18 protein-coding genes are annotated in these 25,332 nt (G+C 46.3%); 10 read left to right on the plus strand and 8 right to left on the minus strand.

Going from position 1 to position 25,332, the window contains the following annotated elements; genetic code table 11:
* Window positions 1-30 precede the first annotated feature (30 nt).
* From KE626_RS24395 to KE626_RS24415, 5 genes are all read right to left on the minus strand, one after another.
* Window positions 31-1,164 carry a TlpA family protein disulfide reductase gene (locus KE626_RS24395; RefSeq protein ID WP_211975630.1) on the minus strand — a complete coding sequence of 378 codons (1,134 nt, stop codon included), beginning with the start codon at window positions 1,162-1,164 and terminating at the stop codon, window positions 31-33.
* 36 nt (window positions 1,165-1,200) lie between these two features.
* Entirely contained in the window at window positions 1,201-2,667 is a 1,467-nt protein-coding gene (locus KE626_RS24400) for a RagB/SusD family nutrient uptake outer membrane protein (protein WP_211975631.1), read from the minus strand.
* Between the two features lie 15 nt (window positions 2,668-2,682).
* The gene (locus KE626_RS24405) at window positions 2,683-6,150 is read right to left on the minus strand and encodes a SusC/RagA family TonB-linked outer membrane protein (RefSeq protein ID WP_211975632.1); all 3,468 of its coding nucleotides are present in this window, start codon (window positions 6,148-6,150) and stop codon (window positions 2,683-2,685) included.
* A gap of 204 nt (window positions 6,151-6,354) precedes the next feature.
* Window positions 6,355-7,497 carry a FecR family protein gene (locus KE626_RS24410; protein ID WP_211975633.1) on the minus strand — a complete coding sequence of 381 codons (1,143 nt, stop codon included), beginning with the start codon at window positions 7,495-7,497 and terminating at the stop codon, window positions 6,355-6,357.
* 63 nt (window positions 7,498-7,560) lie between these two features.
* A complete protein-coding gene (locus tag KE626_RS24415) occupies window positions 7,561-8,157 on the minus strand; it encodes an RNA polymerase sigma factor (protein ID WP_211975634.1) in 597 nt (198 codons plus the stop codon).
* Window positions 8,158-8,337: 180 nt separating this feature from the next.
* Between KE626_RS24415 and KE626_RS24420 the strand changes: the two genes are divergently transcribed.
* The 9 genes from KE626_RS24420 (at window position 8,338) to KE626_RS24460 (ending at window position 17,966) form a co-directional block, all read left to right on the plus strand.
* Window positions 8,338-9,141, plus strand: coding sequence for an SDR family NAD(P)-dependent oxidoreductase (locus tag KE626_RS24420; RefSeq protein WP_211975635.1), 804 nt, complete (start codon window positions 8,338-8,340; stop codon window positions 9,139-9,141).
* A 75-nt stretch (window positions 9,142-9,216) separates the two neighbouring features.
* Entirely contained in the window at window positions 9,217-10,074 is an 858-nt protein-coding gene (locus KE626_RS24425; RefSeq protein WP_211975636.1) for an RNA polymerase sigma factor, read from the plus strand.
* 59 nt (window positions 10,075-10,133) lie between these two features.
* Window positions 10,134-10,493: a SnoaL-like domain-containing protein gene (locus KE626_RS24430; protein ID WP_211975637.1), complete on the plus strand. Its 360-nt coding sequence runs from the start codon at window positions 10,134-10,136 to the stop codon at window positions 10,491-10,493.
* Window positions 10,494-10,537: 44 nt separating this feature from the next.
* The gene (locus KE626_RS24435; protein ID WP_211975638.1) at window positions 10,538-11,050 is read left to right on the plus strand and encodes a GNAT family N-acetyltransferase; all 513 of its coding nucleotides are present in this window, start codon (window positions 10,538-10,540) and stop codon (window positions 11,048-11,050) included.
* A gap of 567 nt (window positions 11,051-11,617) precedes the next feature.
* Entirely contained in the window at window positions 11,618-13,177 is a 1,560-nt protein-coding gene (locus tag KE626_RS24440; RefSeq protein WP_211975639.1) for a hypothetical protein, read from the plus strand.
* 42 nt (window positions 13,178-13,219) lie between these two features.
* Complete coding sequence (locus tag KE626_RS24445) at window positions 13,220-14,671, plus strand: hypothetical protein (protein ID WP_211975640.1); 1,452 nt, start codon at window positions 13,220-13,222, stop codon at window positions 14,669-14,671.
* Between the two features lie 20 nt (window positions 14,672-14,691).
* Window positions 14,692-16,275, plus strand: a complete 1,584-nt coding sequence (locus KE626_RS24450; RefSeq protein ID WP_211975641.1) for a T9SS type A sorting domain-containing protein — start codon at window positions 14,692-14,694, stop codon at window positions 16,273-16,275.
* Window positions 16,276-16,338: 63 nt separating this feature from the next.
* Window positions 16,339-16,944 carry a helix-turn-helix domain-containing protein gene (locus KE626_RS24455; protein WP_211975642.1) on the plus strand — a complete coding sequence of 202 codons (606 nt, stop codon included), beginning with the start codon at window positions 16,339-16,341 and terminating at the stop codon, window positions 16,942-16,944.
* Between the two features lie 65 nt (window positions 16,945-17,009).
* A complete protein-coding gene (locus tag KE626_RS24460) occupies window positions 17,010-17,966 on the plus strand; it encodes a hypothetical protein (protein ID WP_211975643.1) in 957 nt (318 codons plus the stop codon).
* Window positions 17,967-18,174: 208 nt separating this feature from the next.
* On the opposite strand, the gene KE626_RS24465 is transcribed toward KE626_RS24460, so the two are convergent.
* Window positions 18,175-19,809 (minus strand): alpha-L-fucosidase, encoded by a 1,635-nt coding sequence (locus KE626_RS24465; RefSeq protein WP_211975644.1) that lies wholly within the window; start codon window positions 19,807-19,809, stop codon window positions 18,175-18,177.
* A 242-nt stretch (window positions 19,810-20,051) separates the two neighbouring features.
* Between KE626_RS24465 and KE626_RS24470 the strand changes: the two genes are divergently transcribed.
* Window positions 20,052-20,933: a helix-turn-helix domain-containing protein gene (locus tag KE626_RS24470; RefSeq protein ID WP_211975645.1), complete on the plus strand. Its 882-nt coding sequence runs from the start codon at window positions 20,052-20,054 to the stop codon at window positions 20,931-20,933.
* Window position 20,934: 1 nt separating this feature from the next.
* Here the strand turns inward: KE626_RS24470 and KE626_RS24475 are convergent, their stop codons facing one another.
* Both KE626_RS24475 and KE626_RS24480 read right to left on the minus strand, forming a co-directional pair.
* The gene (locus tag KE626_RS24475) at window positions 20,935-21,804 is read right to left on the minus strand and encodes an AraC family transcriptional regulator (protein ID WP_211975646.1); all 870 of its coding nucleotides are present in this window, start codon (window positions 21,802-21,804) and stop codon (window positions 20,935-20,937) included.
* A gap of 165 nt (window positions 21,805-21,969) precedes the next feature.
* Window positions 21,970-25,314 carry a SusC/RagA family TonB-linked outer membrane protein gene (locus KE626_RS24480; RefSeq protein ID WP_211975647.1) on the minus strand — a complete coding sequence of 1,115 codons (3,345 nt, stop codon included), beginning with the start codon at window positions 25,312-25,314 and terminating at the stop codon, window positions 21,970-21,972.
* Window positions 25,315-25,332: the final 18 nt, after the last annotated feature.

Here is a 25,332-nt window from a genome sequence, read left to right on the forward strand (position 1 = left end):
CACAAACCGGGCATCTCGCCAATCATACTATTATTTCAACTTCTTTTTATACTCGGCAAGTTGCTTTTCTAATTCTGTTATGGTATCCTTTATAATAAACCCGGCAAACTTCCCTTCTTTCAAATATTGTTTACCTGCAGCTAATGCTTTCCCCTGCTTTTCAACCGCCTGCTTATAGTCGCCCATGTTCGCATATGCGGAAGCCATTTCAGCATAGGCAAGGTTTGCCGGCATCTGTGGATTTTTGAGCTGCTCATTTAACAGCGCTAACCCATATTGGTAGGTACTCTTCTTTAAACCTTTCTTCCTGACTATTACAGCAGCTGTAGAGCCGGTGTACCCGGGTTTGGTTTTTTGCCATTCCCTTACAAACACCATCGCGCTGTCTTCATTGAGGTTATCAATCATCAGGTTGAATTTAAAGAACCCGAGCGTGCCTGCAAATGCTGGCATGTTTGCCATGGCGGAATCCAGCAATGCCATTGCTTTGTCGTATTGTTTATCCCCGGAAAGTGCCTCATAGCGCTTAAAAACATTTGTAAACGGCGCCATTGCAGAGTCATTCTGCCTGTCCTTTTCTGCTTTTTCTCTTTTGGCTGTTTCCATGTCATACTTCCCGGCCAATACAATATTAACAATAGAATCCAGTTCAATAGGATGCCCCATCCAAAGGATAATTCCATCCTTCACCATGATCGTACAGGGGATGCCATCCTGCCCGGCAGCCTTCATCCAGTTATTTCCCATAAACTCATCCTTGCTGTCGGTCACTACATTGAAATCCATTTTATTGCCCATCTGTCCTACAAAACGTTCCACTTTCGGCCAGTAGCTTTCATAAGGTTTACCGCCGTGATTTCCTTCCCAGATGTCAACGGCGATCACCGTTGCCTGGTGTTTCCGTTCTCTTGCAAATTCCGACAGATGTGGCATAGAAGCAATACACGGGCCACACCAGGTTGCCCAGAACTCAAACAGGTACAGGCGCCCCTTCTCATACTCCTTAATAGGTGTGCCTTTCAGCCATTTACCATATTGCAGCTCGGGCGCTTTGTCCCCTACTGTAAGCTGGGGCTGTTGCTGTGCAATAGCAGACATGCCAAAACAACCAAGGGAAAACAAAACGATGCTCAGCGTTCTCATAATTTTAGTGCGGTGAATCATTTGTGTTGGTTTTTGATTTTTATGGTGAACTTTTATTTAAAAATTGGGTAACGTCAACACCGCCGCCGGATCGGTCGGTTGAACGATTAATTCTTTTCCGTTGTTGTCAGCGGCCTTCCTTATCATGGGCAACCCATTCCGGAAGTAGTCATATCCGGCATGGCCTTCAAATGCCAGCTCCATACGCCTTTCCTTGAGAATGGCTGTCAGCAGTTGATTGTCGGGTATACCGGCTATATCTGATGCCGGCAAACCGGCACGGGTATGAATAACAGTCAGCTTCAACCTTGCCTGGCCGTAGTTACCCAGCTTCGCATAGGCCTCTGCTTCATTGAGGAATAATTCCCCGGTGCGGAAATAGATATTGGGCGCATGCGTAAAAAGTTGGGTAAAAAGCACCAGCAATTTTGTTGTTTCCCGGTAACCGGTAGCGGAATTCAGCTTAAAAAAAGAATACCTGATGTCCTGCGGAGTATACAGCTGAAGCAGATCAGACGAAGGCATAAAGAATCCGCCCTGCCCAACGTTCGGATCATAATTGAACATTATTCCAATACGCGTGGTACCAGTGCTGTTGTCAAAGGCAAATATGATCTCTTTATTGGATGCAAAGTTGGCTCTGCCAATGCTTCCATCTGCATCATCCGCAAACAGCTTCCTATAGTCCTCTCCCTGCAGGAGCGCAAATTTTCCGTCATTCTGATTCAATGCACTATCTGCATAAGTGATGGCAGCCTGGTTAAAAGAAGCATCAGGACCGGCTGCACTCCCTCCCATATACAGGTATACGCGCGACAATAATGCCCAGGCAGCTTCTTTGCTGGCAAAGCTATTGGCTTTTACCACCGGCACTTTCATCAATTGAGCGGAGAGTTTGGCTTCCGTGATGATGAAATTATATACCTCCTGCACAGTCGCAGGGGCTGGCACATCTGTCAAACTGCTGGTCTTTTTTATCGGCACGCCTTTATTGGCAGCAGCACCCAGGTAATAGGGCTTTCCATATAACCTCACCAGGTTGAAGTATGCAAGTGCCCTGAGAAAATGGTTTTCTCCTTTAGCATAGATGACCGCATTTTTATCATCATCAGAGGCAGATGGAAAATAAACTTTCTCAAAATCCTCAATTCCTTCGAGGACTGTATTTACACCGACTATCAACTGGTAGGAGCCCCGATAAAAATCATTACTGAACCCTAACTCCGGACCATTGCTATTTCTGTAAAAGAACGCATCGGTTATTTTCCCGATTTGCCCGAACGTTCGCAACGTAACGTTATTACCGCGGGTTTCAGAAAGATTCAATACCGGCTCATCATAGGAGGCTGTTGAGTTGTCGCGCAACATCGAATAATTGCCAACAGTTGCCTCCACTATCCCTGCCGCAGAGGCCAATTCTCCGTCCTTATCAATTTTAGTCAGCGGACTGATTTCATCTATCTTTTTATTGCAACCTGTTGCAATGAACAAGCCCAAAAGTAGTATGGCGTAGTTTCTCATCATGTAAATTTTGCTTGATCAAAAAGTTGCCTGTATTCCGAATATATACCGGCGTGGAATACTGAGCGGACCAGCCGCATTGCCGAAATCCTGTGCATTACCCACCGATGGGCCTTCCGGGCTGGACGCGACAAGAAATTTGTTATAAACCGTATACAGGTTGTCGCCGCTTATATAAGCAGTGAGATTGGACAATCTCATACGACTTAGCAATTTCTCCGGCAGGTCATAACTAAAGCGAACATTGCGTAAGGCCACATTACTGGCATCCCGCATATACCGGCTGGAGCCGAAATAATCCGCTGTGGCCTGGTAGTAGAGGGCCGGTTCTGTTGCATTGGTTTGTCCCGGCGTAGTCCAGGGAATCTGGCTTTTCCTGTATGCCACCTGGTTGGAACGTCCTATATTCGCTGTTTGCATAGCGGCTGCGCTATTATCGACTACGATATATTTAAACGCATAGGTGATCAATACACTGAGCGAAAATCTCTTGTAGGTAAAGGTATTCGTCAAACCTCCATAAAACCTGGGCTGAAAGGATCCGATCGTCTGCAGCTGCCTGTTATCAGAAGCAGCATCTACTTCCGCCACTGTATTCACATATTCCACTCCTACCCGATTTCCTTTCTCGTCGAAAAGCAATTTCTCGAACCTGGGCTTGCCGGTCTGAGGATCTACACCGGCATATTTCACCGCTTTCAGCGCGTTTATATCATCCCCTTTGTACAGGAAATAATTATTCTGCGCATAATATCCTTGTTTCAGCGAATCATTTGCAACACTGGTGATTTGATTTTTGTTGAAGCTAAAATTGAAAGAAGTACTCCACGTGAAATTCTTTCTCTCCATATTCCGGGTATTCAATACTACTTCTACTCCCCGGTTCTCTACTGCTGCAGCGTTTTGCCACTGAGTAGGAAAACCGGTGATACCAGGCAGTTGTACTTTCTGCAATAAATCCTGGGATTTCCGGTTGTACACATCAACTGTGGCAGTGAGGCGCTTGAACAGTTGTACATCTATACCTGCGCTGAACGTTTTGGTGATCTCCCATTTCAGCACAGGATTACCCAATACTGAAATAGTGGCTCCCCCTTGCCCGCTGTAAACGATCGATGGATTATATAATGTCCTGGTCAGGAAATTATCTCCCAGCTGGGAGCCGCTGGTACCATAGTTGGCGCGTACCTTCAGGTTATCGATCCATTTGATTTGCCGCAGGAATTTCTCCTCACTCATCACCCAGGCGGCACCAAGCGAATAAAAAGTACCATAGCGATTATCCCGGCCAAAACTGCTGGAAGCATCCGTACGTATAGAACCACTGAAACTAAGCCTGTCGAGATAGGTATAGGCCGCCTCACCGAATGCAGAATAAACTGCCTTCACATCTTTACCTCCTTCAATGTTGCCGGCTTTCGTACTGGGAATGCCAAAAATGCTAAGGTCAGCAGCGCCTCCCACCTGCCTGGCCAGGGAAATAACGGGATAGCCTGCACGAACATGATTAACATTCACCAGCATATCCTCCATCGTAGTTTGCCCGAATTCCATAGCAGCCAAGGCACGGAAGGTATGTGCGTTTACTGTTTTGTTGAAATTCAGCTGGTTGGAAGTCAGGAAGGACGACAAATTCGCCGTAGTAGTTCCCAGGTAGCCCTGCGGTGCGAAGATTGAACTCCCACCATAAAAAGTCCTTACATCAATGTATTGTGTATTCTTATTATAATTCAGGTTACCTGAATTTGTCGACGAAATGGACAGCCAGTCATTAATCCTGTATGCCAGTTTAGCAGAACCAAAGAATAATTGTCCCTGCTGTTTATTGTAATTAAACTGACGATTGAATAACGGGTTGTCGGTCACCTGATCGGCGCCAGCCATTTTGAACTTTAGCGCCTGTGCGATGGAACCGTCTGCGTTGTAGGGATTAGCCCAGGGAATTAATTGCTGAATGCCCACGATACCTCCTGCCTGGTCCGTCCGGCCGTCATTAAGAATGCCATTGATAGATAAGGTAGCCGTCAACCTGTCGGTCAGTTTACTCTCCAGGTTAAGGCGAAAAGTCTTTCGGATAAGACCATTGTTTACGCCGGTTGATTGTTCATTATAATAAGACGCCCCCGCATAATAACGCGTTCTGTCATTTCCTCCGCTGGCAGCCACGTTTACTTCCGTGGTATTACTCGTTACAAAAGCGTATTTCGTCCAGTCGTAACCGTTATTAACCTGGTCCTGTGTTGGCAGTCTGTAATTCAGGTAATCATTCAGCGTGGGAAACGCCGGAGCAAGTGAAGCTTTGTTGATGGAATAATCTTCTGTATAGAAACGTTTCTGCAGGTCGTACAGCCCTGCGGCGTCCAGGAACTTCATAGCGCCACGATTCGGGCTGTTGATGCCGTATTTTACTTCCGCCGAAATACGGGGTTTCGTTCCGCCACCTCTTTTGGTAGTTACCACCAATACGCCGGCAGCAGCTCTTGATCCATATATGGCGGTGGCCGCCGCATCTTTCAGTACCGTGATGTCCTGTATTTCCTGGGGAGTGACCAGCTCCTTTAAATTCTGATTGGGCATAATAACACCATCCAGTACAATGAGTGGCCCGTAGTTCTGCGCGGGAATCACAAATTCATTGTAGGGGTCCAGACCAACACCTGCCACACTGCTCTGCCCTCTCATAAATATCTGTCCGCCTTTACTGGTAGGATCTGCCCCGTTCTGGTCCGATATATAAAGACCTGCCGCCCTGCCCTTCAGCAATGCCACCGGGTCAGAAGACGTAATTCCGTTCCTGATCTCATCCCCGGATATTTTCTGGAAGGAACCGGTAATTTCTCCCGGTTTTTTGACCGAATAACCGGTGGAAACCACTACTTCCTTTTGCTCAATGATATTTCGCTGAAGCGTGAAAGTCAGCTCCTGTGGGGTATTCGTCACTACTAGTTTTTTAATAATAGTAACGTATCCTACACAGGAAACCTCCACAGAATAAGTACCTGCCGGAATATTCAGCAACACAAAAATTCCATCATCACCGGTTACACCACCGGTTGCCAATGGTTTCAACCGGACCGTTACACCCGGAACAGGGTTACCATCAGTATCTGTGATCAAACCCTTTATCACCACCAGCGAATTTTCAATTTCCGATGCATTCACCTGCCTGGCGGAAGGAGCTGCGGAAGGTACTTTCGGGGATATGGTGATAGTGGTATTCCGGATGTTATAGCGCAAAGGCTGATCCTGGAAGAGCAGATCCAAAAATTTCTGCAACGGTAAATCCTTTACAGTAATGGTAACGGGCCTGGCGGATGACAACAACTTCTCATCAAAGAAAAAAACATAGCCCGTTTGTTTTTCTGTCAACGACAATACTTTTGAGAGCTGCTCCTCTTTAACGGAAATGGAGACTTTTCCCTGCGCCACTGCGGTGGCCCCCAGCTGAAAAGTGAAAACAAAAATTAATGCCATCGCTAATTTCATGATACGAAATATTGGACAGAGAAAATAACACGCAGCCCCACGCGGCCATGAGCGCCTGATCTTTTTTTCCATAATTTTGGTTGGTTTGGTATATAAAAAATGTCATAAAGACAATTAAAAATACAGCTATAAGCGGGTGTTGACGCACGCTGGCTGCCTGGTTTTTAATTGTTGGTGGTGATTGATAATGAAATTTACTGTTGGCTAATTGAATACCACAATTGTTTTCCCTTCCATTCTGAACCGGACATTTACATCCTGTAATATTTCAAGCACTTGTTCCAGTTGCAGGTTCCTGGTAATTTTTCCGCCAAATGTGCGGGCCGGCAACTCGCCTTCATAGCGTATGCTGACGCCATACCAGCGGCTGATTTCATTCATTACCGATTTAAGATCGGCATGTTCAAAATTGAATAGCCCATTCCTCCATGCATTTACCTGGTCGATATTTACATTATTAATTACGGCGATATTGGTTGATCCGCTTTGTGCAGGCTGTTGTGCCTGTTCACCAGGTTTAATGATAACAGGTTTACCGGGTATTCCCGATACTGCTACCGCTCCACTGAGCAGGGTAGTTTTGATAAGCCCGTCATCCTGGTAAGCATTTATATTGAAGTCCGTTCCTAATACCGACACTTCCGACTGGTTATTTACGGAGATCCGGAAGGGCATCGCTGCGTTTCGGGCAACATCAAAATAAGCTTCCCCCTTCATCTCTACCCGGCGTTCGTTGCCCTGAAAAACGGTTGGATACCGGATTGAACTTCCTGCATTGAGCCATACCATAGTCCCGTCGGGCAAAGTGACCTTAAACTGGCCGCCAGACGGCGTAGAAAGGGTATTATAAGCTACTTTGGTACTATTCCCTGAATGGTCATACTTCAATTCTGCCCCCTGTTGCTGAACGATACTCCCCTCCTGTTTTAATATTTTGTTGCCGCTGCTGTCAAGTTGAACAACCGAACCATCATCTAACACCAGGATAGCATGCCGGTACCCGGGCGGAATCGTTGCCGCAACCGTTTTAACAGGCGTAATGCGCTGGTGGTACAGGAAGAATCCGCCGGCGGTGACCAGTACAAATATGATCGCTGCCGCGGCCCGGTACCAGCCCCTGCGTATAGGTTTAACCTGCGCCGGATGAGCCAGGATAGCGGTAAGCACATGTGATCCATCAGGAGCCTCGACGTTATCATCCTTCATTGCTTCCCAACATTGACGAAGATGTGGTTCCAGCCGGGAGTTATCCGTCTCCAGTATCATTTGCATTAACTCCTGCTGTTCTTCTGCAGTAACAGCATCCGCGAAAAATCGTATCAACAGGTCGTTCAGCCGGTCATTCATCTGAAAATAATTTAGCCCTACTTATAAATGACACCTGGGTTTTTAAAAAGTATATGGCTTCCGCTATTTTTTTTCAAAAAATTGGGAAAGTACCAGCATCAGTGCCAGCCCCAGGGAGGAACGTTCTTTAACGTATTGTGCAATCAGCCCAACTGCCTGCTGCATATACTTCTTTACAGTAGGTAACGCAATACCTAATGTAGCGGCTATCTCTGCCTGTTTCATTTTGTCGATCCGGTTCATCATCCATACCTTCCTGCAATGCTCCGGAAGTTGGTTGATGGCCTGATCTATCAATGAAAGTTGCCATTCCCTGTTATCACCTGATGGGTCCATTACAGGCGCCTGCTTCGAGAGGTCATCCAGTATAACCATACGCCTGGCAAGATTCCGCATGGTATTCAAAGCATGATGACGGGACATGACCCATAAATAAGGCCTGAATTGATCTACATATTGTAACGCCTCACGGCTTTGCCAGATCTTCAGGAAGATATCCTGTAAGATGCTTTCTGTTTCCGGCGCTGACTGAACGATTCGATTGATATAGGTAAAAAGCAGGGGGTAATAATGGTTGAAAATAATAGTAAATGCCTGTTCGTCGCCCTCAGTTATTCTGGAAATTAATTCGCTTTCGTTATATGGTATGTTGGAAGACAAAAAATGTATAATATAAATTCTTTCACAATCTAGGGAAGTTTTAGAAAAGTCATCAATGGCCATAACATATTTTTATTATACACATATAACACAACCACTACACCAGGTAGCTTAAAAATTAATTGAAAGAATTCCGACCGTTTCGCATATCCCGATCGTCAATAGACAAATCCAAACAACATGCAACACTTAAAAAACAAAGTAGTAGTGGTATTTGCGGCATCCGGCGATATTGCAGGTGCAATTGCCCGGTCATTTTCCCAACACGGCGCAAAGGTGTATGTCACCGCCCGGAACGGGGATGCAGTAAACGGGTTGGCCCGGGAAATCAGGGCCGCCGGCGGAAACGCAGAAGCTGCCAGGGTGGATGCCTTGAATGAAACGGAAATCGACGGTTTTTTAAAACAGGTCGTTGCGGACAACGGGAAACTGGATGTTGTATTCAACGGCATCGGGGCTAACTACAATGAAATGGGCGGCCGACCTGCCGCCATTGATGCTACTTTCAAACAGTTTATGGCCCCCATGGAAAAGATCTGCGGGTCACAATTCCTCACGGCGAGAGTAGCAGCGAAATACATGATACAAACCCAATCCGAAGGGACAATCCTGCTGCTATCTGCAGCCCTGTCCAGGTCAAAGCTTTCCAACGTAGCGGGTATCACGGCCGCCAGCGCTGCTGTGGAAGGGCTAACGCGGGCAATGGCAGCGGAATGGGGCGGAAATGGCATAAAGGTGATCTGTATCAGCCCCGGCGCCATCATGGAAACCAGGAGGATCTCCGCATGGATCGAATCTGCTGCGCAACAGTATGGCGTACCGTCAGCGCAACTGGTGGCGCAATACAAGGCCTTCGACATCCTGAAAACGAATCCTACCCTGAAACAGGTGGGCGAAACGGCGGCGTTCCTTGCCTCCGAAACCGGGACGGCTTTCAACAGTCATGTTGTGGACGTGGACTGCGGGAAGCTGAACATCTTATAGTATTATAGTACATTAGTAGTTGCAGCCTTCCGTAAGGGAAGGCTGCCATCTCATTTTTATTTATCAAAGCATAAAATGGAAAGAGAAGACATCCTCCAACTAGCCATATCCGGCGATATCAATGCCTTTCAAACATTGTTCGCCGAATTTCAAAACCAGTTGAAATCTTATCTGTACCGGCTGCTGACCAACAGAAACGATGTTGATGACCTGACTCATGATACTTTTATCAAAGCATTTACCAAAATATCGACCTTCCGGCGGCAGTCATCTTTAAAAACCTGGGTATTCAAAATAGCCACCAACCTCGCCTACGATCATCTGCGGAAATCAAAAAGATGGCAGGCAGATGCCCAGGACCGGGCGGCCGACCTGGCCATTGCCTCGGAAGAAATAAGACAGGTTTTCTGGATGGTACACGATACCTCACCCGCAGGCGCCTACGAAATGCGGGAGCATATCGACTACTGTTTCACCTGCATCTCAAAAACCCTCCCCATCGAAAACCAGGTAGCACTGATCTTAAAAAACATCTACGATTTCCAGGTCAAAGAAATTGGTCTTATTCTCGAAAAAACACATGGGGTGATAAAGCACCTGTTGAACGATGCGCGGAACACCATGACGGATATTTTTGAGCACAGATGCGCATTGATCAATCAAAATGGTGTTTGTCATCAATGCAGCCACATCAACGAAATATTCAATCCCAAACAGGATCAGCAGCAGGAACTGATGAAACTGGAGCTGGTCAAAGCTTCAAAAAAATATAACAGGGAACAGCTTTTTGAATTGCGGGAACAATTGGTGAAGGCCATCGATCCCCTGCATGCGGCAGGAACTGATTTCCACGAAGAAATTATGAGATGTTTGAGAACTGCCATTGGTGAAAAAAGTGATTTTTTTGACGAAGAGGCAGATAAAGCGGGGTAATCCATTTATCGCCTTTAAAATTTTGTAACTTTATTTTTAACCTGTAAAAACCCATAGTTATGACCGTAGAACAAATCGCAAACCGCCTGGCCGAATACTGCCGCCATGATGAATTCAGCAAAGCACAGGAGGAATTATATGCTGATGATGCTGTTAGTATTGAACCCTTCGTCACACCTGGTTTTGAGAAAGAAACCAAAGGACGGGCGGCCTTAAAAGAGAAAGATCAGAAGTTCAGTTCAATGGTGGAATCAAGGTATGGCACTACCGTTTCTGCGCCGGTAATCGCCGGCAATTCATTTTCTTTTGTACTGAATATGGATCTCAAAATGAAAGGCAGGGAACGCGAAACGATGGAGGAGATTTGCGTGTATACGGTGAAAGACGGTAAAATTATTGCCGAACAGTTCTTCATGTAAGCAGCAACGAATGCCCGCAATAACAGCATTCAAATATGCAAATAATGACAACCTCTTTTAAGATCAGAAGAGCAGCTGCTACCGATGTGCCGGCGCTGGCAGCACTGCATGTGACTACCTTCAACGAAACACATGGAGCTAAAAACGCGCCAACGGTTGAAACCCGCCAATGGCAGTGGCATAAAGCTTTTCAAGAAACGGATAACAGCTGGTTTTGTCTTGTAGTTGAAAATAACGGGAGCCTGATTGGGTTTGCTAAAGGAGCTCCCTACCATCATAGCGATCACGCAGCATATGCAGGAGAATTAAATAAAATATACCTTCTTCAGCAATATCAAAAAATAGGATTAGGGCGACAATTAGTTTGTAGCGTCGCCAATGAGTTTATACAACGGAACATTACCTCCATGCTGCTTTTTGGTGATGCCAGGAGTCCGTCGAACGGTTTTTATGAAAGAATGAATGCGGAAAAATTGTTTGCAAAAAACGGCGATTTTCACGGCGGGTATGGATGGAGAGACCTGAAGGAACTAGCTGATACCTGTAAGGAAAAATAAAATGCGCCTTAGCTGTCGCGAACAAGGTTCAAACCGGCTTCCCCGGTCTCGCTGGTCATCATGCCCTGGTCAATTGTTATCGGTTGGTTAATCTCCCAAAAAACAGGCAAAATGATTTTTTCAGATCAAAAACGTGTGCTATCTTCACATATATATAAATACACCTAATTTAATAAGATCTTGCGTTTATACGCAATTGTTGTACAGCATCACCGAATATATTAACCATCCCCATGTGAATCTCTCTTAGTGGTTGTAGTGTTCAAACCACCAGTTCTGTTTAATATATTAACCATCCCCTTGTGAAGCACTTTTAACAGTGAGTTGTGTACCTATTAACCGGTAATATGTTGATGCCATAGCGTTGACTATGGGCACATTGAACCCCTGGGATATGCAACCACCCCTATCTTAACCGCTTCTTATGACACAACATTTCAGCACGGTTGCATGATCAAAAAAATGGTGATCTTATGAGTCATTGTCATTTGGCAAAAGGGCTCATTCTTCTTATGGCAGGCACTCTCCCGCATTTTCAACATTCTATCAACTGTCAAAACCAAAGTTATGAAGTGTAGAATTTTAATGATGATTTTGTTCGTCCTAAGCTCCACAACAGCATTCGCCCAGTTAAAAGTAGGTTCCAATCCCAGCCAGATCAACAAATCCTCTATCCTGGAACTGGAAAGCACCCGTCAGGGTTTGCTGCTGCCGAGGATACCAGGCGCTAACCTTACCGCCGCTCCCTTAAATACCGCTCCGGATGGGATGATTATTTATGTTACAGACTCCTCCAGTCTCTTTATCCGGAAGAATGGTCTATGGCAGAAAATGTCGGTCGACAGTGTTGCCAACAACGGCAGCTGGAGTACATTAGGCAATGCAGGTCTTGATTCCACTAAAAATTTCCTTGGAACTACTGACCAGCAGGCACTGATATTTAAAACAAATAATGCCGAAAGATTGCGCGTTACAGCCGGTGGAAATATTAAAATGGCCGCAGGCACAATTCCCGATGGTACCACCCAGTTACAGGTACTGGTGATAGATCCTGTTACCGGCGAGGTATTACAACGTACCATGGCACCATCAGCATTCAACAATGCCATCGTATCTTTAAATGGACTACGGGACACCGTACAAACATTTGCAGTAGACAGCGCTGCAGGAGTGGATTTCACCATCAATTCCACCGCGGGTGTACATAAATTTAATATCCCCACCCAGAGTGGCAACGGAACTACCTCACGCGGATTGCTCTCTTACAATGACTGGCTGCGATTCGATTCATCCGCACGATTCCAGATACTGCATACCTTGTTTTCCACCACACCTGACGTAAACGGAATAAGTGTCAACAACGGTACACTTACCCTGCATGCCGCCGATGCCACTAATCCCGGTGGTGTTTCAGTTGGTGACCAGACATTTGGCGGTAATAAAACTTTTCAGAACAATGTGCACGTAGTACAGAATGCCACCATTGACGGGAATGTAGTATTAACCAACGTGGCCAATGCTGCGCCTACAGACAGTAATAATGTGCTGCTGCGGCGAACAGATGGTACATTGGTAAAAAGGTTGCTGAATGACAATGCATTCAAAACGCTGGTTACCGGTAAAAGCCCGGGTACCGTGAATGACATCAACATCGACAGCAGTTCTGCCACACAAACTGTCATTAACATCCCTGATGCTTCCACTACCGTAAGGGGCGTAGTGAACCTGCTCAGCGGTCAAACCTTTGCCGGCTACAAAAGCTTTCGTGATTCACTGGCAGTGGGTGTTGCCGAAGGTACCAAAGGCAATTCCAGCTTCCAGGTAAACGGTTCAATAGCTACCAATCTTACAAAAGTAACCAGCAACTATGCTGTCACTGCAAGTGATAACACAATACTGGCGGATGCTACAGGCGGCGCACTCACCATTACCCTGCCTGCTCCAGGCACTATTGCAGGCCGTATTTATACGATCAAAAAAACCGGCAGCGGAGGAATTGATAAAGAAGTTACTATCAGCACTACCGGCGGTACTATAGATGGTTCAGCTAACTATATTATTTATAACGACTGGACCTTTGTAACACTGCAAACAGATGGCACGGACTGGTATGTGATAAAGAAGTAGCGGTTATCTCCGACTTCTCTCTTCATCATTCAATGAGCTGCTATGAAAAGCATATTTCATCGGTTCCTTCCAGCGGCATTAACGCTGTTACTACCCCTCGTGTCAGTAGCGCAACAGTTGAAGCTGGGCAGTAACCCTGCTGCCATCAATAAGTCGGCAGTGCTGGAATTGGAAAGTAGCAAACAGGGATTACTACTGACCAGGATCACAGATACCACTGTTGCTCCGTTAACCACTGCGCAGGATGGTACTATCCTCTTTTACAAAGGGGATAATAGTCTCAGAGTGCGCAGTGGCGGGATCTGGAGAAAAGCACTATTTTCAATAGATACCACCGATATTGCCAGTTTTAGCGTGAAAGTGAGGAGCCTGTTCTCCGGAACAGCTCCTATCACTTACAGCAATGGCGTGATAGGCATCAGCCAGGCATCCGGCACCACAAACGGATATTTAAGCAGCACAGACTGGACAACATTCAACAACAAGTTATCAACAATAGATACCACCAATATTCCAAATTTCTACGTAAAAGTACGTTCGTTGCTAAACGCAGGCAGCGGCGTCACCTACAATGCTGTAACAGGCACCATTTCAGTATCCGGTTCCGTTGCCGGTGGCAGCTGGCTGCTGGGTGGTAATACCGTTGCGGCTATGCAAACCCTGGGTACTATCAACAGCTTCGATCTGCCGTTCATTACCGCCAACACCGAAAGAATGCGTATCTCCAGTACCGGCAGCGTTGGTATTGGGTCCAGTACTTTTAGTGCCACCGACCCCGAACAATTACTGGTAGACGCCACCACCTCTACCACCGCCAACGTGATACGCGCACTGGGTCTTGTGAACAACAGTCTCCAGATCAGTGCCAAGAACAGCCACGGTGGCCCGGGAGCGAGAACAGATTTCATAGCCTATTCCAACAACGGTAACAGCTCCAATAACTTTATAGACATGGGCATCAACTCTGCCGGCAATAACAACAGCACCATCATAGGTGGTACCGACGCGGCATACCTCTATGCCACCGGCAGGGATATGATGATCGGCAACGGATCATCCGGCAGAAACCTGATATTCTTTAACGGTGGAACAGCCACCACCAATGAAGCGATGCGGATAGATGCCACAGGAGATGTTGGCATCGCTAACACACTCCCCGCGGCAAAGCTGGATGTAGGCGGTAATTTCAAACTGGGCGCCAGCGGTACCGTAGTAAGTGCCATGATCAAATCAAATTTTGCACTTTCGGATGCAACCACCAACATCACCAACCTGGTGAGTTTAACAAAGACAGCGACCGTTACCGGGGCCAATCTGAATGCTTCTGTGATCGTGAATCCCCGGACGGCGCTGCCACAGGGACTGGCCATCGCTTATGCCTTTATCAGCGCAGCCAATACCATTACCATCAATTTTATCAATACCGGCGCCGGCGCCGGCGGTAACCAAAAGCTGGGCACCGTAACGTTCGACGTAACCGTTATCAATCCCTGATGCGAATTTTTATATTCCATATGGCTGCATGGCTTCTGCTGGGAAGCAATATGTGCTTTGCGCAAACAGGGGTTTATATTCCGGCGGGAGGCAATATCAGCGTACATGCACATGATACCCTCGCGATTTTCAGCGATGTGAAAAATGATGGCCGGTTCGGATCGCTGAAAGGAAGCGTCATAAATTTCTACGGTAACAAATGGGAAAACAGCAATGATGCCGCCTTACCGGATGAAAACGATTATAACAACAGCTCCCTGCAATACATGGGGGGCAACTTCCGCTTTCTGCAGGTAAAAGGAATTAATACGGGAGCACAGCATATATACGGAGGCTACAGCGCCAGCGCGAAAGCTGGCGCCAGCTTCCCCAACCTCAGCGTAGGCAACAGCAACGGCGTTTATCTTGACGACTTAACCGACCTGAAAATACGTCACCTGCTGAATTTTGAAACAGGCCACGTATTACTGAACGGATGGAACCTGGTAGTTGGTGATGGCTATCCCGGCGATATCACCGGCTACTCCGATAAAGCATTCGTAGTAACCGGCACGCAACCCGGCGGCGGCTTCCTTTACCGCGAACAGATCGGTGGACCCAACAACATCGTTACGCTTCCCATAGGCACCACCGCCAACAGCTACTCACCCATGGCGGTAAGGAATACCAACAGCAACCCGGTAGATTTACACGCCAGGGTATTCGACAGCGTTTATCAGCACGGGATATCGGGCAGCACCAATGCAACAGACTATGTACTAAAAACCTGGAATATAGGGCTGGATGCCGGCTCCTGGGATGATCTCAGTGTAAAGCTACAACATACCGATCAGGATGAAGGTACCGCCTTCACTCCCTACAGGGATAGCAGCTATGTAACCCGGTATGTTGAGGGCGTTGGATGGGATACCCTTCCACCCTCCGGCCTGGTAAATCCGGGTACACTTACCAGTGGAGCGCCGCTGCGCAACTCCTATATAAACCGCCGCGACTTTCATGACGGAACACCCCGTAATACTTACCTGTCGATAGCTACCTACAACCAGCAAGGATCTGATGTGGCGCTCTTTTTTGAAGCGCACCGCGAAACAATACGATGGGTAGGCACCCACTGGCGTACCACCAGGGAAGTAAACCTCGACCACTATGAGCTGCAACGCCGCCGCGAAGTGGAAGACAGCTTTTACACCGTAGCCCGGATCGCCCCTCATAGCCTGAATGGCACCAGTAACGGTCCATTGGACTATAACTACCGGGACGATGACATGTACGACAACTGGACATACTACCGTCTTAAAATATTCGGCCGCGATGGCAAGATCTTCTACAGCGCCATACGCCCTGTTCCGTGGGTCATCCTGATCACCATATCTCCTAACCCCAACGATGGCAATTTCAGGGTCACCACGTTCGGCATACACCATAAACTGCGCATGGTTATTCACGACGTAGCCGGCAGAGAACGGGATAGCCGTATGATTACCGGCAATAATACCATTGTGTCTAAAACTGATCTGCCTGCAGGACTTTACATCGTTACCTTCTACGACACCGAAGACGATAATAAGGTGGCCGCCACCATCAAAATGGTAGTGGTGCATTGATAGGACATGCCCGCTGCGTAATCACACATAAAATTCTTAATATGCGGGACAAATCCTGTTGAAATGAAATTGAATGAACAAATCATGAGGGCCCGAAAAGCAAAAGGGTTTACCCAGGAGGAACTCGCTGATCTGGCCAAAGTAACGGTGCGCACCATTCAGCGGATTGAATATGGTGAAAGCGTTCCGAGAAGCTATACCTTGAAAGCAATCGCCCGGGCCCTGGAACTGCAATATGAAATATTATCTGTCGTTGAAGCAACCCGGCCCACTGTCGATGTAGAACAGCCGTCAGAAGAAATGGCCCATTTTCTGCAAATTATCAATTTATCCTGCTTTTCTTATCTCGTAGTGCCCTGGGTACATTTCCTGGTTCCCCTCTTTTTGTTAAAGCGTCAAAAAAATATAACCGGCAATGCGCTTGCCTCCGGCAGAAAAATAATAAGACAACAGATATATTGGACGGCCATCTTACAATTACTCCTGCTCCTTACATTTGCTTATAACTTTATCCAGGTAACCATAACAGGCAACGCACATTATATCGCACACTATTTGGGGCCTTTTATATTCATGTATGTGCTGAACGCCGGGCTGATCCTGTACAACAACAGGCTTATTCAAGCGCAGTCCAAATCGACTGATTATCAATCTTTGTCGTACAAATGACGTGAGAATGGCGTTTCCGGGGCGCATGTACAGGTGTACTTTTGTTGCATCTAAAAAAAAACCAGATGCGCCCATTATTCATGTTAAAGAGAGCAGCTATACTGATCATCTCCATCTTCCATGTTGGCTATTCCTGTCAGGCCCAGGATACACCGGTTAATCAATTAGTACTTCCGGAAGAGAAAGACCATAAGATCCCATTTATCTGGATAACATCGAAAGATAGCCAGTACAGCGCCATGCTCATACCCGTGAAGCTAAGCGGCTGCCCCCGGGTATTTTATATGCAATTCGATACCGGCTCCCCTTATTCTTTGTTGTACAGGAATAAGCTGAAAGCTATTGGCAACCAATACGGGGAGTCTGTCAGGGTTTCAGATACCACCGAAAAGTTACTGCAGTTCCCGTTCCATGTCGGAAACATGCCAATACTGGCGAAAGAAATTACAGTACAACAATTCGACAGCACCAGCATCAACCGGAACAAAAATGCCATTGAAATCATCGGTACACTGGGAACGGATCTCATCGATAATAAGATTGCCTGTATTAACTATCCCAAAAAGTATATTTTAATTACTAACAGCTACAATATAGAGAAGACCGGTGCAGCGTGGTCTGTTTTTATATATGAAAAACGCAGGATACTTCTTCCCTTTTCCATCCGGGAGGAACAAAGACTGGCCTATTTCGATACCGGTTCAAGCGCTTTTGAATTATTAACCGACAAAACAACAGCGATGCGGCTATCATCCCCCAATGCCACCCCAACGAACCGGGAAGTTGAATCCTGGGGAAAATCCCTTAAAGTCGTCAGCATCCCAACCGCTGATAGTATTGAAATAGCATTTCAGAAACTTCCCTTGTATAACATCACGTACATGGAAGGAATCAGTGATGCACAGGTAAACGCCATGAAAAAAACAGGCATTGGCGGAATGGCCGGCAACGGGATTTTTTTGAAGCGTATATTGGTGCTTGATACGCGAAACAAAAAATTTTGTGTCCAGCCATTCCGCTAAAACGCGTACTCCGGGCGCTACGGTTTCGGAAGCCACTACCGCCCGGTTGGCAATGAGCGCTCCTAATTGGTGTTGTTTTGTTTCTTCACCGGTTATATTATTTCGGTAATTATGATTGCCCGCCTTTATTACCAATGGAGAAAAAAGATAAAATAAGATATAATTCTAAATTTGGCCTTCAATGCTTTCACCCTGACCGGCCGGGTAGTTATACAATTGCGCCTTCAATTTTTAACACAACGGCTTCTTTGCAGGGTGGTTGCTCAGGTAACTGTACCTTCAGGCCCTCAGATGTTTGTTCGAAATTAACCCGGTCGCTTCCAAGCAGGCTTACATGGCTTACCGTTCCCACCTGGCCACTTGCAGCTAATGATTTGATTAATGCACTGCTGTTTGCCGGCCATCCCAACATGATGGCGTAAAGTGTTTTCCCCCTGGCGGTAAAACGGATATCTTCCGCAACAAATGGTTTGCCCTTTCCTTCGTTAAAGCCTTGCGCCGTTAATGCTGCTACTGATTCCATGGCAGGCCCTTCTCCAAATACTTTCCAGGGACGGGAGCTGTAGATAGCCTCGCTGTTGATCTGCATCCATGCGGCTACTTCTTCTACTACATTACGTTCTATGCTGTCGATAGTGCCATCACCACGAACAGGAATGTTGAGCAGGAGATTACCATTTTTACTTACCACATCCGCCAGGGTATGTATCACGGTTTTAGCGCTTTTATAGCCATTGTTATCATACAGGCGGCGGTCGTAGTGCCAGCCACCGATACAGGTATCTGTTTGCCAGGGGAGCGGTTCTACCTGGTTGCTTTGTCCGCGCTCAATATCCCAGATCATACATTTCCGTTGTTGTTCGTCCAATATCTTGCCGAACAAAGCAGCCTGTAATTTTCCGTGCTTTTTGATACTGGTGTTATACAAATGCGCGGCTATTTTTAAACCGGCATCGCTTACCGGCCAAAGCGGCAACACATTATCGTCAAAATACACCAGCTCAGGGTCATATTTATCAATGAGATCAATAGTCCGGTTTAAAAAACTATCACAATAAGCTTTGGATGGCACATTGGCGCCATTTGCCCAGCCCCAGATGGTCCACATATGATTCTTACTTAAAGCATGGCGCTGCGCATACAGTTCCTGGGGATCATAACCATTCCACCATTTATTACTGCCCTCGGCTTTAGTCAGATTACCGTCGTAAGGGATGCCCGCATAGGCTCCGTTTTTATCCGAGCCCTGGGCCACCTCATACCAGGTCCAGGCATGGGAGGCATGAACGGTTACACCAAAAGGCAGTCCCTGCTCTTTGGCTGCTTTTGCCCAGCCACCAACAATATCTTTTTTGGGCCCCAGCTTAGTACTATTCCAGCGGTGGTATTTACTATCGTATAAATCCAAATTATCGTGGTGATTAGCCATGGCCATAAAATATTTGGCGCCGGCTTTTTTATAGAGGGCTACCAGTTCTTCCGGTTGCCAGTTCTCTGCTTTCCATTCGTTGATCACATCCTTAAAACCAAATTTCGATGGGTGACCGTACTTCTGAAGATGATATTTATAATGATCACTTCCCTCCTCGTACATGCCACGGGCGTACCAGTCGCCATGTTCCGGCTGACATTGAGGCCCCCAGTGCGCCCAGATGCCAAATTTTGCGTCCCGGAACCAATCCGGTACCTGGTACTGTCCCAATGAATCCCAGGTTGGTTTAAATGGTCCTGGTGCCATACGTGGAATGGATTGAGTCGTCAACAAGTTGCGCGCATAAAGATTAGATAGGTATAAAGATGACAGGCCCGTGGCTAGGCCTTTTATCAGCGTTCTTCTTTTCATGGAATTTAATTTTACTGGTTTCGTGACGAGCCTTACAGGCAACCGATAATTGATAAAACAAACTTACTTCGAAATAGCTGCACCACATTTGGCCTAATAGGACTTTTTTTTATACAAAACCGACTATTTCCTTATTATTGCTATGGTAAAACCGGAATATTGAAGACGTTACCGTAACCGGGAAAAAGGGAGCAGCTTCCAGCATGACGGATTTTAAGGGATACCGTAATTAATTGTTCAGGATGATTAAAAGAGCACTAAAACATACATTCACACTATTGAACGTTGATCATGTAAAACTTGGCTCCAAGTGGAACTATAAAAATGTGATCAGCCCTTATTTCAGGATATATTATATTGATGGCGGAGCAGGAGAAATATGGGATTCGTCTGCCAGGATCAAACTTGAGCCCGGCTTTCTGTATATTATACCCAGCTTCACTTTATGCAACCTGGTATGCCCGCACTATCTTAGCCAGTACTTCGTCCAGTTTTTTGAAGAGTCATCGGACAACATCTCCCTGTTCGAGAAAAACAGGTCCATTCTCAGGGTAAAAGCTGCTGAAATTGATATCCTCAATTTTGCCCGCTTACTGGAGATAAACCCTGGCAGAGGTATTAACCGTTCAGACAACCCAAGGGTATATGAAAAAAATATATTTTACAATGAATACCGCGAGCTTAATAACCGCCAAAGCATGTCTACCTTCACTGAAACGCATGGCATCCTGCTCCAGCTGGTTTCACGCTTCCTGACAGCAGAAACGTTTAAACACAAGGATGCGGGCCAGGTGCCGGTTAAAATCCTAAACGCTATCAGCTATATTCAATTAAACCTGCAACATGATTTATCGGTAACCAACCTGGCAAAAAGAGCCAATCTCCATACCGATTATTTTTCACGCCTTTTCCATCAGCACACCGGGGAAAGACCCGTCAAATACATACATGAAAAAAGAATCGAGCGGGCACAATACCTGATGGTAACAACGCAGATGACTTTTTCTGAAATTGCCGCACAAACCGGCTTTGAAAATATTTTTTACTTCTCTAAAATTTTTAAAAAAATTACGGGAATGTCCCCGGGGAATTATAAAAAACAAATGGACCAGGCTAGCTTTTAGATCACAAATAAGCCATATTGGTTTGCTTTTCCACTGTTCTTTTAAACTGGAATGTATTTGACTGTTCCTGGTATTGCTTTAAAAAATTCCTTGGAGAAAGGCCTTTCACTTCTTTGAAATGTTTATTGAAGTTTGACAGATTGTTATAACCACTGTTGTAGCAGGATTCTGATACGTTGCACATACCGCCCAGCAATAATTTGGCCGCATGGCTGATCCTGATTTCCTTGATAACATCTGAAAGCGTTTTATTGGTCTTTCTCTTGAAAAAACGGCAAAAGCTGGCGGTAGATAGCGGTACAATTGCCGCCACTTCCTGAAGCGAGATCTCGTTCCTGAAATTCTCATAGATATAATTAAATACCTCGTTAATCTTCTGACCTTCCGTGGATGTTTCTGCAATGTTAAAATAAGGGGAAGATAACACCTTATAATTTTTTGCGCGTGTAAGTACATGTAACAGCTGGATCATCCTGACCATCCTGTCGAATCCCTCTTCGTACTGCATTTGCTGCAGGATACCCCTGGCCTGCGTAATGGTATCGCCTGAAAATACAATACCCCTTGCCGCATCACAGAACAAATCACTTAATGCTCTTGCTTCCGGTTTTTCAAGCAGTTCCCTGCCAAGAAAATCCGGGGAAAAATGCACGGCATAAGACATGGGCGCCTGTTCGGGGTCCTGTACCCTGTAATATTGCCAGCAGTGCGGCAGGTAGCTTCCCAGCAATACCAGCTCAGGTCCTTCAAAGGCGCCTATATGATCACCTATAAACCTTTTACCAACGCAGTTCTCCAGCAGTGCTATTTTAAAATCAGCATGACACTTAGATGTATTGTACGTCTTTATTTCCAGCACCTGTGTATGCATACTGAAAGATTGATCTTTGGGGGATGTTAAATTTTTGTACAAATACTCCATTTATTAAGAATTAGATCTATACCTCCGCTTGCAGCGTATTTCCTGCATTTACATATAAGACTGCTGACAACTGAAATTGGATACCCCGCTGAAGTAATTCCTGCAAAAAAATTTTCAGAACCTGGCATTCACCCCTGCCGTAAAATTTTTCATGATCGGATAACTGGTGAAAGCGCTGAGCTCCGGATCGTAAAACTTAAATTCAGACCAATAAAAAAGATTGGTTGCCGAAGCGAAAACCTGCACACTATCGATGCTAATGTGCCTGAAAAGCGCACGGGGAAGCGTATAGCCCAGGTTGATATATTTAAGGCGGACAAAATCCCCGTTATACGTATTGAAGGTAGAAGTCTCCACATAACCTTTGGCACGGGGGTCGCCCCATGCGAATAGTTTAGGCGTGGTGCCACCGGTATTAGTTTCAGACCAGGAGTCATTATGATAGAGGGGAATTTTGCCACCTCCCCCAAAACTACGGCCCCAGGGATCATCATAGGTAACTTTGAAACCGGCTAACCCGGAGAAAAGAAAATCCAGTGTGAAACCCTTGTAGGTAAAGTTTCCGGCAAAGCCAAACGAAACCGGCGCGTTATTGGGTCCCATATACCGCCCGATAACTGTTTTGTCGTATGCGTCTATTTTCCCATCAGGCACTCCACCAGGGCCACTCAGGTCTGCGAAGTTCATCATACCCGGTTCAGGAACGGCGCCTAAAATGGTATATCCTGCCGGGAGACTGCTGATGGCTTCTTTACTGCGCAGTATGCCCGTTGCCAGGTATCCGGTACCATATGCTGCTGTTTTGCCTTCCGGGTTATCATAAGGTTGTGCATTAGTGGCATGGTCTTTCAGGATCGTTTTTGTAGTGGCCTGGCTAAAAGTCCCTTTCAGGCTGTAACGAAGCGCCTTTGAAGGGCTGCTGTAATATCCCAGTTCTATATCTATCCCTTTCGCATCACCGATGCCATAGTTGTTGGCAGGTAATTGACTGCCGAACTCGATGGGCAATACCAGCCTGCGCATTCCCAGGATCTTGTAAGTATACTTATTCCAGAGTTCTGCTCCCAATGAAAACCGGCTGCCGAACATTAACTCCATTCCCAGGTTGGATATTTTGGACTTTTCCCATGTTAGCGCAAGAGAAGGCAGGCCGCCATAGCTAATCCTGGGTTGGGCTGCCCCCTGTTCCCCAAGATAATAGGTGCCTTCCTCCATGTTGTATTGATCAACCCACTTCCACCCTCCAATGCCGTCATCCCCTACAATACCGAAAGCGCCTTTTAGTTTTACCTTGTCTATAACCTTTGCGATTCCGGATAATTTGTACCACTTGTCTTCCGACATGAGCCAGCCTGCGGATACGGATGGAAACCATCCCCAGCGCTGATCCGGTGCAAATTTGATGGAGCCGTCTCTTCGTATGGAGGCCGACAGGAAGTATTTGCCTTCATACTCATAGTTGAGCCGGCCAATGTACGACAAACGCGCATCCTGCTTTTCGTATCCCCGGGTTCGCCAGTCGCTGTTGTTCATACTTGCAGCAGAAAACTGGTCAACCGTAAGCAGCGGGAAGGTATTACTGTAAAAGGAAAAATAATTACTATGGAATTCATATTGCTCATAAGCTGCAGTGGCGTCTATATGATGCTTTCCGAATTGCCGGTCGTAGTTGATTTGTGTGTTAAACTGGTAGGCATCGGCCTTCGTATATTCATTGCCGATATATTCCATCTCCGGGTCACTGCTTTGCACGGTTCCTACTATTTCATCCGTCACTATAAGGTTATTAGGCCCGGTTCTTTTGAAATTGTAGATGGTCTGTTTCTTTGCAAAGTTCTTATCAAAGGAGTTATTCAGGTTACGGCTGTAGGAAACTTTCAGGGAGACGCCCCGAACGAATGGCAGGTGATAGTCGGCTGTCATCAGCGCATCCATCTGCTGGTTGCTGTTCCGCATATACCCCCCGTTTTTGATCATCTCCGGCAGGTTGCCCAGCCAACCGGGGCTCACCGGTTTTCCGTTCATATACGGTATGGAAAAGATATCCCAGTAAAGCAGTTTACCCCAGAGCGCATTGAGATCCGCACTTTTATCATCCATAAAATTAAAACGGTTTCTTGTACCGTTATTATGGCCCAGGTTAAGTCCCACGGTCAGGTTCTTGCTCAGCTTTCCTGTTATATTTGCTCTCAGGTTATATCTTTTATACCACACTTTAGGCAGGAACCCTTGCTCATTATAAAAGGAACCTCCAACGAAATAAGTGAATTGCTCACTCCCTCCTGAAACGCCGAGAGAGTATTTCTGGTCAGCAGGATGCTGGTAAACAGCATTATACTCCGCCATTCCACCAGGATTAGCTTTCAGCACCCAGTCTATTTCTTCATTGGAAATACCTCCGGATACTGCTTGTGTTGTTTTCAGGGCCTGGTAAACATCCATATATTTGGGCAGGGAGCCAACCTGTTGCCGGCCGGTCACAACGTTAAACTCAACAGCCATTTTGGATGGACTGCCTTTTTTCGTGGTAACAAGAATAACTCCGTTTGCCGACCTGGAGCCATATACAGCGGCAGCTGCCGCATCTTTCAGCACAGAAATCTGGTCAACTTCAGTAGCATCCAGCGCATCGAAGCTGGTTTGATCCCTGATAATACCATCAATAACAATTAACGGACCGCTGGCGTTCCAGGAAGCCGAGGTCCGTACACGCAGGTTTGAACCTGTTCCGGGCATACCGGTGCCGGTACCCACATACAGTCCGGATAGCCTGCCGGCAAGAACATTTGAAAGATTGGAGGCCGGTATGCTGTTCATAGCCGCTGCCTGCATCGTTGAAATAGAACCGGTGATAGCGTCCTTTTTCTGTATACCATAGCCAACCGCAACAAACTGCTCCATCGAAAAAACGGTCGTCTCCATCACTACATTCAACTCAGCCTTGTTTCCTGGCTTCACCGCTACCGGCTTCATCCCAAGGAAAGTAAACAGGATGATGTCATCCGCAATCACCTCCGGCAACGAATACTCGCCATTGCTGTTGGTCACCGCACCTGACTTTTTTCCTTTAACCGTGACCGTAACGCCGGGCAAAGGAGCTCCCGCAGAGTCGCTGACAATGCCATGTATATTCCCGGTACCGCCTTTCACCGGAGGAGCTGCCGTTTCTTTCTTTTTGATCAGGATCGTTTTATCAACTACGGTATAGGTAAATTCTTTACCAGGGAAACACAGCTTCAATACGCTGCCTATGGGACTATTCTTTACATGAAGTGAAACAGGTTCATTTTTCTCCAGCAGATCAAGGTCACACAGGAAATAATACCCCGTTTGCTCCTGTAGTTGCAAGATGATTTTTTTGACAGGCATCTTCTCCACCGACAGGGAGATTACCTGGGAGAATCCTTTTGTGCTGACGTGTAAACAAGCTGTCAGCATCACAATTGCTGCCCATCTCATTACTTAAAAGATTTTGGT

Origin of the sequence: Chitinophaga hostae (assembly GCF_018224885.1) — a bacterium.
GTDB classification, from domain to species: domain Bacteria; phylum Bacteroidota; class Bacteroidia; order Chitinophagales; family Chitinophagaceae; genus Chitinophaga; species Chitinophaga hostae.